This window comes from Kosakonia oryzendophytica (assembly GCF_900094925.1).
GTDB lineage: Bacteria > Pseudomonadota > Gammaproteobacteria > Enterobacterales > Enterobacteriaceae > Kosakonia > Kosakonia oryzendophytica.
Map to the genome: position 1 here is coordinate 22,528 of NZ_FMAY01000012.1, position 13,811 is coordinate 36,338.

13 protein-coding genes and 3 tRNA genes are annotated in these 13,811 nt (G+C 52.9%); 15 read left to right on the forward strand and 1 reads right to left on the reverse strand.

What is annotated here, in order from left to right:
• Positions 1-10 precede the first annotated feature (10 nt).
• From GA0061071_RS18145 to GA0061071_RS18215, 15 genes are all read left to right on the forward strand, one after another.
• Positions 11-889, forward strand: a complete 879-nt coding sequence (locus GA0061071_RS18145; protein WP_061493459.1) for a metal ABC transporter substrate-binding protein — start codon at positions 11-13, stop codon at positions 887-889.
• A gap of 188 nt (positions 890-1,077) precedes the next feature.
• On the forward strand, positions 1,078-1,575 hold the full coding sequence (gene pncC, locus GA0061071_RS18150) for a nicotinamide-nucleotide amidase (RefSeq protein ID WP_088236625.1): 498 nt from the start codon (positions 1,078-1,080) through the stop codon (positions 1,573-1,575).
• Positions 1,576-1,665: 90 nt separating this feature from the next.
• The gene (gene recA, locus GA0061071_RS18155; protein WP_061493461.1) at positions 1,666-2,730 is read left to right on the forward strand and encodes a recombinase RecA; all 1,065 of its coding nucleotides are present in this window, start codon (positions 1,666-1,668) and stop codon (positions 2,728-2,730) included.
• A gap of 68 nt (positions 2,731-2,798) precedes the next feature.
• On the forward strand, positions 2,799-3,299 hold the full coding sequence (gene recX, locus GA0061071_RS18160; RefSeq protein WP_088236626.1) for a recombination regulator RecX: 501 nt from the start codon (positions 2,799-2,801) through the stop codon (positions 3,297-3,299).
• 131 nt (positions 3,300-3,430) lie between these two features.
• Positions 3,431-6,061, forward strand: coding sequence for an alanine--tRNA ligase (alaS, locus tag GA0061071_RS18165; RefSeq protein WP_061493463.1), 2,631 nt, complete (start codon positions 3,431-3,433; stop codon positions 6,059-6,061).
• A 238-nt stretch (positions 6,062-6,299) separates the two neighbouring features.
• A complete protein-coding gene (gene csrA, locus GA0061071_RS18170) occupies positions 6,300-6,485 on the forward strand; it encodes a carbon storage regulator CsrA (RefSeq protein WP_007370562.1) in 186 nt (61 codons plus the stop codon).
• A gap of 337 nt (positions 6,486-6,822) precedes the next feature.
• Positions 6,823-6,915 (forward strand) — tRNA-Ser (locus GA0061071_RS18175).
• A gap of 4 nt (positions 6,916-6,919) precedes the next feature.
• Positions 6,920-6,996, forward strand: a tRNA-Arg gene (locus GA0061071_RS18180).
• A 63-nt stretch (positions 6,997-7,059) separates the two neighbouring features.
• Positions 7,060-7,136 (forward strand) — tRNA-Arg (locus tag GA0061071_RS18185).
• A gap of 204 nt (positions 7,137-7,340) precedes the next feature.
• Positions 7,341-7,907, forward strand: coding sequence for a fructose-1-phosphate/6-phosphogluconate phosphatase (yqaB, locus tag GA0061071_RS18190; protein ID WP_088236627.1), 567 nt, complete (start codon positions 7,341-7,343; stop codon positions 7,905-7,907).
• Positions 7,904-8,332 carry a YqaA family protein gene (locus GA0061071_RS18195; RefSeq protein ID WP_088236628.1) on the forward strand — a complete coding sequence of 143 codons (429 nt, stop codon included), beginning with the start codon at positions 7,904-7,906 and terminating at the stop codon, positions 8,330-8,332. Before yqaB ends, GA0061071_RS18195 begins: the two co-directional genes overlap by 4 nt.
• 80 nt (positions 8,333-8,412) lie before the next feature.
• Positions 8,413-9,957, forward strand: a complete 1,545-nt coding sequence (gene gshA, locus GA0061071_RS18200; RefSeq protein WP_088236629.1) for a glutamate--cysteine ligase — start codon at positions 8,413-8,415, stop codon at positions 9,955-9,957.
• A gap of 152 nt (positions 9,958-10,109) precedes the next feature.
• On the forward strand, positions 10,110-10,625 hold the full coding sequence (gene luxS / locus GA0061071_RS18205; RefSeq protein WP_061493467.1) for an S-ribosylhomocysteine lyase: 516 nt from the start codon (positions 10,110-10,112) through the stop codon (positions 10,623-10,625).
• A 259-nt stretch (positions 10,626-10,884) separates the two neighbouring features.
• Positions 10,885-11,250: a hypothetical protein gene (locus GA0061071_RS18210; protein WP_245191446.1), complete on the forward strand. Its 366-nt coding sequence runs from the start codon at positions 10,885-10,887 to the stop codon at positions 11,248-11,250.
• Positions 11,247-12,236 carry an FKBP-type peptidyl-prolyl cis-trans isomerase N-terminal domain-containing protein gene (locus GA0061071_RS18215; protein ID WP_088236630.1) on the forward strand — a complete coding sequence of 330 codons (990 nt, stop codon included), beginning with the start codon at positions 11,247-11,249 and terminating at the stop codon, positions 12,234-12,236. Before GA0061071_RS18210 ends, GA0061071_RS18215 begins: the two co-directional genes overlap by 4 nt.
• 39 nt (positions 12,237-12,275) lie before the next feature.
• On the opposite strand, the gene emrB is transcribed toward GA0061071_RS18215, so the two are convergent.
• A complete protein-coding gene (gene emrB / locus GA0061071_RS18220) occupies positions 12,276-13,811 on the reverse strand; it encodes a multidrug efflux MFS transporter permease subunit EmrB (protein ID WP_061493469.1) in 1,536 nt (511 codons plus the stop codon).

Sequence of the window (13,811 nt, forward strand, 5' to 3'; positions counted from 1 at the left end):
GGGGGAAATGATGAAACGTACAGGGGTGATACTGGCGCTCGTGTTGAGCGTAATCGCGCAGGGGGCAATGGCAAAAACCCTCAATGTGGTGACCAGCTTTTCGATTCTTGGCGATATCACGCAGCAGGTGGGAGGCGATCATGTCAAGGTGACGACGCTAGTCGGGCCAGATGGTGATCCACACACTTTTGAACCGTCGGCGAAAGATAGCGCATTGCTTAACAAAGCCGATGTGGTCGTGGTCAACGGACTCGGGCTGGAAGGCTGGCTGGACAGGCTGGTTAAAGCGTCTGGCTTCAAAGGCCAGCTTGTTGTGGCGTCCACGGGGGTTACAACCCATACGCTGGAAGAAGATGGCGCAACAGTGACCGACCCGCATGCGTGGAACAGCGCGGCTAATGGCGCACTCTATGCGCAAAATATTCTTGCTGCGCTGGTGAAAGCCGACCCGGCTGATGAAGCGGCATTCAACGCATCAGGTCAGCGCTATATCGCGGAGTTGAAACAACTGGATAGCTGGGCAAAAGCGCGTTTTAGCGCTATTCCGCAAGCGAAGCGTAAAGTACTGACCAGTCACGACGCGTTCGGCTACTTTGCCCGTGCTTATGACGTTGAATTTATGGCACCGCAGGGGCTCTCTTCTGAAAGTGAGGCCAGCGCGGCGCAGGTGGCGTCATTGATCCAACAGATCAAAGCCGATGGTGTAAAAGTGTGGTTTATGGAAAATCAGCTGGATCCGCGCCTGGTGAAACAGATCGCCAGCGCTACGGGCGCGCAACCGGGCGGCGAACTCTACCCGGAAGCGTTGAGTGCCAAAGGGGGTGTGGCGGATACCTACCAGAAAGCATTCCGTCATAATGTTGATACCATCGCGAATAGCATGAAATAACCTCGCATGACCGGATGGCGCGCCCGGACGTTGCCATCCAGTCATGTTACGTTTGCCGGAGGCGCGCGCCGCTAACCGCATCAGGCAAATATTTCTGAAGCCTCCTCGTAAATTCGTTAACCCATCCCCATCTTTGTGCTGAAAGTGGTATCTTTTCCGCCACGATTTTTTGACGCACGGGAGCCATCATGACGGACAGTGAATTAATGCAACTGAGCGAACGTGTCGGGCGGGCGCTACAGGCGCGCGGCGCTACGCTTACGACTGCTGAATCCTGCACGGGCGGGTGGATAGCGAAAGCGATCACCGATATTGCCGGCAGCTCCGCCTGGTTTGAGCGCGGCTTTGTCACCTACAGTAATGAAGCGAAATCGCAAATGATCGGCGTACAGGACGCCACGCTGGAAGCGCACGGCGCGGTCAGCGAGCCGGTGGTGGTGGAAATGGCGATTGGTGCGTTGAAAGCCGCGCGAGCCGATTTCGCGGTGTCGGTCAGCGGTATTGCCGGGCCGGACGGCGGCAGCGAGGCGAAACCGGTTGGCACCGTCTGGTTTGGTTTCGCCAGCGCGCGCGGAGAAGGGATCACCCGACGCGAATGTTTCCAGGGGGATCGTGAAGCAGTGCGCCGGCAGGCGACGGCTTATGCGTTGCAAACCCTGTGGCAACATTTTCTACAAAATACTTGATACTGTATGACTATACAGTATAATTGCCACAACAAAACAGTAATTCACGGCGGGGCGTAACGCGCTTCACTCTGCATGACAGGAGTAATCATGGCTATCGACGAAAACAAACAAAAGGCGCTTGCAGCCGCACTGGGTCAGATCGAAAAGCAATTCGGTAAAGGCTCCATCATGCGTCTGGGTGAAGACCGTTCCATGGATGTGGAAACCATCTCTACCGGCTCGCTCTCTCTTGATATCGCACTGGGTGCTGGCGGTTTGCCGATGGGGCGTATCGTCGAAATTTACGGGCCAGAATCTTCCGGTAAAACCACCCTGACGCTGCAGGTGATTGCCGCCGCGCAGCGCGAAGGTAAAACCTGTGCGTTTATCGACGCCGAACATGCGCTGGATCCGGTGTATGCCCGCAAACTGGGCGTTGATATCGACAACCTGCTGTGTTCTCAGCCGGATACCGGTGAGCAGGCTTTGGAAATCTGTGACGCGCTGGCGCGTTCCGGTGCGGTTGACGTGCTGGTGGTTGACTCCGTTGCGGCGCTGACGCCGAAAGCGGAAATCGAAGGCGAAATCGGCGACTCTCACATGGGCCTCGCGGCGCGTATGATGAGCCAGGCGATGCGTAAGCTGGCGGGTAACCTGAAACAGTCCAACACGCTGCTGATCTTTATCAACCAGATCCGTATGAAAATTGGTGTGATGTTCGGTAACCCGGAAACCACCACCGGTGGTAACGCGCTGAAATTCTACGCCTCCGTGCGCCTGGATATCCGCCGTATCGGTGCGGTGAAAGAGGGCGACAACGTTATCGGTAGCGAAACCCGCGTAAAAGTGGTGAAAAACAAAATCGCAGCGCCGTTTAAACAGGCTGAATTCCAGATCCTCTACGGTGAAGGCATTAACTTCTACGGCGAACTGGTTGATCTCGGCGTAAAAGAGAAGCTGATTGAGAAAGCGGGTGCCTGGTACAGCTACAACGGTGACAAAATCGGTCAGGGCAAAGCGAATGCAACGACCTGGCTGAAAGAGAACCCGGCGGCAGCGAAAGAAATCGAGAAAAAACTGCGTGAGATTCTGCTCAGTAATCAGAGCTCCTCTGCGGAATTTTCGGTGGATGACAGCGGCGAAGGCGTTGAAGAAACCAACGAAGATTTCTGATAATCTGAACCGCAATCAAGGGCTGCTGATGCAGCCCTTTTGCTTTTCTATGACCACAGGATTTCGTCATGTCAGAGAACAGTTCCCGCCGCTCTTCAATTGCACGCCTGCGCGATCGCGCGATGCGTATTCTGGCGATGCGCGACCACAGTGAACAGGAGTTTCGTCGCAAGCTAACGGCGCCGGTAATGAGCAAAAATGGCCCGGAAACACTGGATATCACGCCGGAAGAGGTCGACCAGGTGGTGGCATGGTGCCTGGAGCATCACTTTCTCGATGATATGCGCTTTGTACGCCAGTTCATTGCCAGCCGTGCCAGCAAAGGTTATGGCCCGGCCCGCATTCGCCAGGAGTTAAATCAGAAAGGTATCGCCCGGCAGATGAGTGAAAATGCAATGTATGAATGCGATATTGACTGGGTAGCGAGCGCTCGTGAGCAGGCGCTACGTAAATATGGTGAACCATTGCCAACCGAGTTTGTGGCCAAAGTGAAAGTGCAGCGTTTTTTACTCTATCGCGGCTTTCTGCAGGAAGATATTCAGGAAATCTGGCGAAATTTTGCCGACTGAGCGCATACGGGATTTTACTTCGCAGTAAAGAAAACTTATCTTATTCCCACTTTTTCCAGTAGCTGGTGCGTGGGCTATGCAAATAGCGGCGACCAGTTACCACATTTCGTTAGCTTGATTTCAGGATAATTATGAGCAAGAGCACCGCTGAGATCCGTCAGGCGTTTCTCGATTTTTTCCATAGCAAGGGACATCAGGTAGTTGCCAGCAGCTCCCTGGTGCCGAATAACGACCCGACTTTGCTGTTTACCAACGCCGGGATGAACCAGTTCAAGGACGTATTCCTTGGGCTCGACAAACGTAATTATTCCCGCGCTACCACTGCACAGCGCTGCGTTCGTGCAGGCGGTAAACACAATGATCTGGAAAACGTCGGTTACACCGCGCGGCATCACACCTTCTTCGAAATGCTGGGCAACTTCAGCTTCGGCGACTATTTCAAACATGATGCTATCCAGTACGCATGGGAGCTGCTGACCGGTGAAAACTGGTTCAACCTGCCGAAAGAACGTCTGTGGGTGACGGTGTACGAAACAGACGATGAAGCCTACGAAATCTGGGAAAAAGAAGTGGGTATCCCGCGCGAGCGTATTATTCGCATCGGTGATAATAAAGGCGCGCCGTATGCCTCTGACAACTTCTGGCAAATGGGCGATACCGGTCCGTGTGGTCCGTGCACCGAGATTTTCTACGATCATGGCGATCACATTTGGGGTGGCCCTCCGGGTAGCCCGGAAGAAGATGGCGATCGCTATATCGAAATCTGGAACATCGTCTTTATGCAGTTTAACCGCCAGGCCGATGGCACCATGGAGCCGCTGCCAAAACCGTCAGTGGATACCGGTATGGGTCTGGAACGTGTTGCGGCGGTATTGCAGCATGTGAACTCGAACTATGAAATCGACCTGTTCGTGAAGTTGATTCAGGCGGTGGCGAAGGTGACTGGCGCGACGGATTTGAGCAACAAGTCGCTGCGCGTTATCGCTGACCATATCCGTTCTTGCGCATTCCTGATTGCAGACGGCGTGATCCCATCGAACGAAAACCGTGGCTATGTGCTGCGTCGTATCATTCGTCGCGCAATCCGCCATGGCAATATGCTGGGCGCGAAAGACACCTTCTTCTATAAATTGGTTGGCCCACTGATCGCTGTGATGGGTTCCGCCGGTGAAGATTTGCAGCGTCAGCAGGCGCAGGTCGAGCAGGTGCTGAAAACTGAAGAAGAGCAGTTTGCCCGTACGCTGGAACGCGGTTTGGCACTGCTCGATGAAGAGCTGGCGAAACTGAAAGGCGATACGCTGGACGGCGAAACGGCCTTCCGTCTGTACGACACCTACGGCTTCCCGGTCGATCTGACGGCGGACGTATGCCGTGAGCGCAATATCAAAGTCGATGAAGCTGGCTTTGAAGCCGCAATGGAAGAGCAGCGCCGCCGCGCGCGCGAGTCCAGCGGTTTTGGCGCAGACTACAATGCGATGATCCGCGTCGATGGCAGCTCTGAATTTAAAGGCTATGACCATCTGGAACTGAACGGCAAAGTCACGGCGCTGTTTGTTGATGGTAAACCGGTTAACGCGATTGCCGCAGGTCAGGAGGCTGTCGTTGTTCTCAACGAAACGCCATTCTATGCGGAATCTGGCGGCCAGGTGGGGGATAAAGGCGAGCTGAAAGGCAACGGTTTTGCTTTCTCCGTACAGGATACGCAGAAATATGGTCAGGCAATTGGTCATCTCGGTAAGCTGACTACCGGTTCACTGAAAGTGGGCGACGGCGTAAAAGCAGAAGTGGACGAAGCTCGTCGTGCGCGTATTCGCCTGAACCACTCCGCTACACACCTTATGCACGCTGCGTTGCGCGAAGTATTGGGTACGCATGTGGCGCAGAAAGGCTCGCTGGTGAATGACAAAGCGTTGCGCTTCGACTTCTCCCATTTCGAAGCCATGAAACCGGCGGAAATCCGCGCGGTAGAAGATCTGGTCAATGCGCAAATTCGCCGCAACCTGCCGATCGAAACTAACATCATGGATCTGGAAGCCGCGAAAGCGAACGGTGCAATGGCACTGTTTGGCGAGAAGTATGATGAGCGCGTGCGTGTACTGAGCATGGGCGATTTCTCCACCGAACTGTGTGGCGGTACGCATGCTTCCCGCACCGGTGACATTGGTCTGTTCCGCATTGTGTCTGAATCCGGTACGGCGGCAGGTGTGCGTCGTATTGAAGCGGTGACCGGCGAAGGCGCTATTGCCAGCCTGCATTCGCAGAGCGATCAACTGCACGACATTGCACAGTTGCTGAAAGGCGATAGCCAGAACCTCGGCGATAAAGTCCGCACCGTCATTGAGCGTACTCGTCAGTTGGAAAAAGAATTGCAGCAGCTTAAGGAGCAGGCGGCCGCGCAGGAAAGCGCAAATCTGTCTGGTAAAGCTATCGATCTCAACGGCGTGAAACTCCTGGTCAGCGAACTGGCAGACGTCGAGCCGAAGATGCTGCGTACCATGGTGGATGATCTGAAGAATCAGTTGGGTGCTTCAGTCATTGTTCTTGCCACCGTGACCGAAGGAAAAGTTTCTCTGATAGCGGGCGTGTCGAAGGATGTGACCGATCGTGTGAAAGCAGGGGAATTGATTGGCATGGTTGCCCAGCAGGTCGGGGGTAAAGGCGGCGGACGTCCGGATATGGCGCAAGCCGGCGGTACCGATGCGGCCGCGCTTCCAGCAGCGCTCTCCAGCGTTAAAGAGTGGGTAAGCGCTAAACTGTCATAATTACAAAGCGAAAGCAGACGCCATAACCTTGCCGTTATGGCGTTATTGCCACTACGCTATTGATAACAAGAAAGTCAGGTTGAAGTCTTGTATATCGGCTAAACTTAGGTTTAACAGAATGTAATGCCGTGACTGCTTACACTTAGGTGTTTGTCATCGCTTACTTTTTGGCGTTATATGATGGATAATGCCGGGATACAGAGAGACCCGACTCTTTTAATCTTTCAAGGAGCAAAGAATGCTGATTCTGACTCGTCGAGTTGGTGAAACCCTCATGATTGGGGATGAGGTCACTGTGACTGTATTAGGAGTTAAAGGAAACCAGGTGCGCATTGGCGTTAACGCTCCTAAAGAAGTTTCCGTTCACCGTGAAGAGATCTACCAGCGTATCCAGGCTGAAAAATCACAGCAGTCAAATTACTGATGCAATTATCGCGTCTCGCTGTTTCCCGGCGAGACGCAACACCTCCTCCTGATTCTCCCTCTGTTTCGTTATCTTTTTATTTCACTTGTCCCGATTTTGCCGTTATCTGCCGTTTTTTACGTCTGCTCCATTGTCGTTTTTTCTCAGCGGTACGGTGGAAATTCTGCTGATAAAACATCCTTTTTGGGCTTTTTACAGGCTAATTGTCTGCGAAGTGTGCAAACGATTCAGGGGCAGGAAAAAGTGTTTGACTTATAAGTCCCAGAAAGTAATATGTGCGCCACGCAGCGACGATGAGCTCTCAACAAGTTCTTCGAAGCACTCGAAAGAGGCGTGTGGTGAGGTGGCCGAGAGGCTGAAGGCGCTCCCCTGCTAAGGGAGTATGCGGTCAAAAGCTGCATCCGGGGTTCGAATCCCCGCCTCACCGCCATTTTGCATCCGTAGCTCAGCTGGATAGAGTACTCGGCTACGAACCGAGCGGTCGGAGGTTCGAATCCTCCCGGATGCACCATCTTGTTCAGTGTAGCGAGGTAACGCGGCACTGAATCAGCGTTGTAAAGCAAGTTTTCCCGATGCATCCGTAGCTCAGCTGGATAGAGTACTCGGCTACGAACCGAGCGGTCGGAGGTTCGAATCCTCCCGGATGCACCATCTTCTGTGAAATAACAGCGTCTGTTCTTTCTGGGAGAGCGGTAATGAACGCAAGCACCATTCCCTCTCAAAAACTACCTTCTCTGATATCGATACCCCGTCCCCCGTTTCATTTCTGTTCAATTTGCCTGTTATGCACTGGCAGCGACAAAAATCCCTGTTTACGCTAAAGTAATCACCTGTTATCCAGTTTGTGAGAACACGATGTACGACCGTTATGCAGGGCTGATTTTTGATATGGATGGCACCATCCTGGATACTGAACCCACTCATCGTAAAGCCTGGCGTGAAGTGCTGGCGCGTTACGGGGTGCGCTTTGACGAGCAGGCCATGATCGGGTTGAACGGAGCGCCAACCTGGCGTATCGCACTATCGATTATTGAAGCTAATCAGGGCGATCTTGATCCTTATCTCCTTGCACAAGAAAAAACGGCAGCGGTAAAAGCAATGCTGCTGGATTCTGTACGCCCTTTACCGCTGATTGAGGTGGTAAAGGAGTGGCATGGGCGTCGCCCCCTGTCTGTTGGCACGGGCAGCGAAAGCGCTATCGCAGAAGCCTTACTGGCGCATCTTGGTCTGCGGCATTATTTCCATGCGGTCATTGCCGCCGATCACGTTCAGCACCACAAGCCGGCACCGGATACGTTTCTGCTCTGCGCTGAGCGAATGGGCGTGGAAGCAACGCAGTGTGTGGTGTTTGAAGATGCGGATTTTGGCATTCAGGCGGCGCGAGCGGCCGGAATGGACGTCGTGGATGTTCGCTTACTGTGAGTGACGCGCTGTCGCTTTTTTCGTTGTTTGCCAGCAGCTTTCTCAGCGCCACGCTTCTGCCGGGTAATTCGGAGGTGGTGTTGGTGACCATGCTGCTCTCTCACGTCAGTCAGCCCTGGCTTCTTGTTGTAATAGCAACAATGGGTAATAGCCTTGGAGGGCTGACTAACGTTATTCTTGGGCGTTTCTTTCCGCAGCGTAAAACCTCACGCTGGCAGGAAAAAGCGACTGACTGGCTCAAACGCTATGGCGCGGCTGCATTGCTGTTGAGCTGGGCGCCTGTAATAGGCGACTTACTGTGCCTGCTGGCGGGATGGATGCGCCTCTCGTGGGGGCCAGTATTGATTTTTCTGTGCCTTGGGAAAGCGTTGCGCTATGTGGCTATTGCCAGCGTAACGCTGCAGGGTATGACGTGGTGGCACTAATTGGATTGAGTGAGTGACCTTTAATCGTCAACCATTACAATTATGCTTAATAAAATGATTATGACAGGCGGGAGGTCAATTTGATCCCGGACGTATCTCAGGCGTTGTCCTGGCTGGAAAAACATCCTCAGGCGCTTAAAGGCATGCAACGCGGCCTTGAGCGTGAAACGTTACGCGTTAATGCGGACGGTTCTCTGGCGACGACCCGCCATGCGGCAACGCTTGGCTCTGCATTAACCCATAAATGGATCACCACCGATTTTGCCGAAGCATTGCTGGAGTTTATTACTCCGGTGGATGGCGATATCGATCATATGCTAACGATTATGCGCGATATTCATCGCTACACCGCCCGCCAGATTGGCGACGAGCGTATGTGGCCGCTGAGTATGCCGTGCTATATCAAGGACGGTCAGGATATTGAGCTGGCCCAGTACGGCACTTCAAATATCGGCCGCCTGAAAACCCTCTATCGCGAAGGGCTGAAAAACCGTTATGGCGCGCTGATGCAAACCATATCCGGCGTGCATTACAACTTCTCATTGCCGATGGCATTCTGGGAAGCAAAAGGTGGCGGCACTGATAAAGAAACAGTATCGGACGGTTATTTCCGCCTGATCCGTAACTATTACCGCTTTGGTTGGGTGATCCCGTATCTGTTTGGCGCTTCTCCGGCGATTTGCTCGTCCTTCCTGCAAGGGAAACCGACCTCGCTGCCGTTCGAGAAAATGCCGAATGGCATGTACTATCTGCCCTACGCAACCTCTCTGCGTTTGAGCGATTTGGGGTACACCAACAAGTCGCAAAGTAACCTCGGCATCACCTTTAATAATCTGCACGATTATGTGGCGGCGCTGAAACGCGCGATTAAAACGCCTTCTGAAGAGTACGCCAAAATTGGTTTGAAGAAAGAGGGTAAATACCTGCAAATCAATACCAATATCCTGCAGATTGAAAATGAGCTGTATGCACCCATTCGTCCGAAACGCGTGACCCGCAGCGGCGAAACGCCGTCTGATGCCCTGCTGCGTGGGGGGATTGAGTACATTGAGGTCCGTTCGTTGGACATTAACCCGTTCACGGCGATTGGCGTCGATGAGCAACAGGTACGCTTCCTCGATCTGTTTATGGTCTGGTGCGCGCTGGCTGATGCGCCGGAAATGAGCAGCGACGAACTGCTCTGTACGCGTAAAAACTGGAACCGCGTGATCCTTGAAGGACGCAAACCGGGCCTTACGCTGGGTATGGGCTGTGAAACTGCGCAGTTCCCGCTTGCCCAGGTCGGCAAAGATCTGTTCCTCGATCTGAAACGTGTGGCGCAGACACTGGATGGCGTGTACGGTGGCAAAGCGTACGAAAATGTATGTGACCAGTTGGTTGCCAGCTTTGACGATCCGGAATTAACGTTCTCAGCGCGCATTTTGCGCTCTATGATTGATAATGGGATCGGCGGAACAGGTAAAGCGCTGGGCGATCAGTATCGTTCTCAGTTGCGTGAAGAGCCGCTGGAAGTGCTGCGAGAAGAAGATTTTATCGCCGAATGCAAAGCATCGCTGGTGCGTCAGCAGGAAGTGGAAGCCGGTGATACCGAGTCTTTTGATGCGCTTTTAGCGCGGCACGCCTGACAGAAAAGAAAAAGGCCACATCGCTGTGGCCAAAATTTCATCTCTGAAAGTCAGGGATGATGATAACAAATGCGCGTCTTTCATATACTCAGACTCGCATGGGAAAAAAGAGTTCATTTTATTTTTAAAAAATCACTATCGGAGGTGACTAAATGCCATTGTTGGATAGCTTCACTGTCGATCATACCCGTATGGAAGCCCCTGCTGTCCGTGTTGCTAAGACCATGGACACGCCGCATGGCGACACCATCACCGTATTCGACCTGCGTTTCTGCGTGCCCAATAAAGAAGTTATGCCGGAAAAAGGCATTCATACTCTTGAGCATCTGTTTGCCGGTTTTATGCGTAACCATCTCAACGGCAATGGCGTTGAGATCATTGATATCTCCCCGATGGGCTGCCGGACAGGCTTCTATATGAGTCTGATCGGCACACCGGAAGAACAGCGTGTTGCCGAGGCATGGAAAGCGGCGATGGCGGATGTACTCAAGGTTAAAGATCAGAATCAGATCCCGGAACTGAACGTTTACCAGTGCGGCACCTACCTGATGCACTCGCTGGAGGAAGCACAGGAAATTGCGCGTCATATCCTCGATCGCGATGTTCGTGTTAACAGCAACGAAGAGCTGGCCCTGCCGAAAGAGAAACTGCAGGAATTGCATATTTAGTGCTGTGCCGCCTTCCCGTAACGAGAAGGCGGCTCTATTTTTCCCCTTCTTCTGCTTCCTGTTATTTATAATATTTATCGTTTTTGTTTTATATATTTAACCGGATAATGCCTCGCTAAATCTCCCTTTGCCTTCAGTTGTTATTTGAAATTTGTCGTGATAGTTTGCTTTCGCCGTTTTGTCCGGTGGCTGTCTGCGTAATATATTTTTCTGTTAAATATATTTTATGGAAATAATTCTCTCAGGGTATGAGGATAGTATGCGTATATCTCTTTCTTTGGTCTTGTGCTTATCAATGTGTTTATCTTTAACCGCCTGCGTGAAGTCAAAACCGCCCGCTGTGGTGCAGGATGCGCCGCAGAAGCAGCAGGCACAGAAGTGCTATGATTTATTAACGGCGTTAAAAGGTCTCGACAATGCCACGTTTCAGATCTACCAGCAGCAATTCAGTACTATTAATAAAAGTTACGAGGTTTATAAGAGAAACGAAAAAAATATTGATAAGAACTCTGCTGAGATTATGAAACTGGAAATCGATAATAAAATTAATGTTGTTTGTTCGCGTGTCCGCAGTGCGGTATTTACAGATATGTCCCGTCGTGCCAATGAACTGAATCAATTATGAAAAAACAATTACTTTTAACGATGGGGCTTCTGTCTGTTATTTCCTTTTCGCGGGGATATGCTGCGCCCACGGCATTGCTCGATCGACTCATGGAAGACGGTATTATTCGCGATGAACCGGTCTCTCTCTTTCCCGCCCGTGAGCAGACGCCGGTTGCTGCTCCTTCTCAGCAAACACCTCCCACATCGGCTGAGCGAGTTCAACCCGATGACGACAATAACGCTCGGAAGAAAGTGACCGATCAATTGGCCCGTATTGCGACTCTGGAAGCAAAGCTGCAACAATCTGAAGCGGCGAAAGCCCGCGCTGAACAACAGATCATGGCATTACAGGCAAAGCAGAGTGCAACAGCGCCCGTTTTCTCACTGGAGGCCAATAAGGGTGAACTGGCGAGAGTAAACTATGCCTGGGGCGTCTGGTTCGCCGCGAAAGCGCAGTTGGAAAGTCGCGCGCTGAAGGATGTTGGTAAAGCATTCGTAGCGCAGGCGTTTCTGCAAGGCGTAAAGGACAGGTTCGAAAATCATTTACAGATGCGCGATAGCGATATTGACCGTACTCTCGCGACGCTGAATAAACAGATAAACGATGCCAGACAACGCGAAATGACGCGCAATAAAAAACAGGGCGAACAACTCCTTGCCAGTGCCGCCAGGCAGAAAGGCGCTGTGCGGGAGAGTAATGGCGCTGTCTATCTGGTTGAGAACAAAGGCCAGGGCGCAATGGTGAAGGACAGCGATACCATTCGTTTTAAAGTGGATGAAAAGATCAGCACCGGGCAGATCCTCAGCCGTGGCGAGGTGAGTCATGGTCGTGTCAGTGAGCTTCCGGTCGTTATGCGTACCGGCGTGAAGAAGCTGGCCGTTGGCGGGCGGGTAACCATGCATGTGCCCGGTGAACTGGCCTACGGCGAAGAGGGGATCCCTGGTGTGGTGCCCCCGGGCGTGGTTTCGGTGATCACGCTGGATGTGCTTGCCATTGAGCCATAACAAAATCGCCTCCCTAAAGGAGGCGATTGTTTTTGAGCATCAGTGCGCGCCGCCACCGCCGCCGCCCGCGCCAAACGGGGGTTTCGCAAACCAGACCAGGCCGAGCAGGATCAGGAACACTCCGGCAGAGAACCAGAAAATCTCGTTGGCGGAGATAATCAGCCCCTGGTTCGTGATCTGCTGCGCAATCCAGCCGGATGCCTGCTGTTGCGACATACCCATACCTTGCAGTTGATTATAAATCTCCTGCGCGTTCGGGTTATACGGATTCACCGACTCCGTAAGCTGCGCGTGGTGCATCGACTCACGGTTGGTCCACAAGGTTGTGGTAATCGACGTCCCGATGGAGCCTGCCAGTGTACGCGCAAAGTTCGACAGACTTGATGCTGCCGCCAGGCGCTCCGGTGGCAAACCAGACAGCGTGATGGTCGTCAGTGGCATAAAGAAGCACGCCACCGCAAAGCCCTGGATAAACTGCGGCCAGGCAGATGCGCCAAAATCCATCCCCGGTTCAAACGTATATGCACGCCAGTAGAAGCACACTGCGTACATAATAAAACTGAACGTGACCAGACGGCGCATATCCAGCTTATGGGCAAAACGCCCGATGATCGGCGACAGCAGTACCGGGATCACCCCAACTGGCGCAGACGCCAGGCCTGCCCACGTAGCGGTGTAGCCATAGACCTCCTGCAACAATTGCGGCAGCAGGACAATCGCGCCGAAATAGAGCATGTAAGCAAGGCTGATGCACAGACAGCCGATGGTAAAGTTGCGCGACTTGAATAACGACAGGTCGACTATCGGGTTTTCGTCGGTCAGTTCCCAAACCACAAGGAAACTTATCGAAATGACGGCGACAATCGTCAGGACGATAATCTCTGTGGAGTTGAACCAGTCCAGCTCTTTACCCTGATCGAGCATCACCTGCAAACTACCGATACCAATCACCAGCAATGCCAGACCGACGCCATCGATCCGGCGCTGTTCCGTACGGGTTTCCCGACCGCGCAGGCTTTGCAGGGTCATCAGCACCACCGCAATACCTATCGGCACGTTGATAAAGAAGATCCAACCCCAATGGTAATTATCACTGATATAACCGCCGAGAATCGGCCCGCAGATAGGCGCGACAATCACCGTCATTGACCACAGCGCCAGCGCAATCGAACGTTTCGCCGGTGGATAGTTACTCAGCAACAGGCTCTGCGACAGCGGGATCAGCGGCCCGGCGACAATCCCCTGAATCACGCGGAAGAAGATCAGCATACTCAGGCTGTTCGACATGCCGCATGCCCAGGAGGCGATGGCGAAGGCTACTGTAGACCAGAGGAACAGTTTCACTTCCCCGACGCGCTTTGCCAGCCAGCCGGTGATCGGGATCGAGATGGCGTTCGCCACCCCAAACGAGGTGATAACCCAGGTCCCCTGGCTCAGTGATGAGCCAAGGTTCCCGGCGATAGTCGGAATAGCAACGTTAGCGATGGTGGAATCCAGCACCTGCATGAAGGTCGCGAGCGACAACGCAATGGTCATAATGACCAGTTGCGCGCCTTCCAGCGGTTTCTGTTGCAT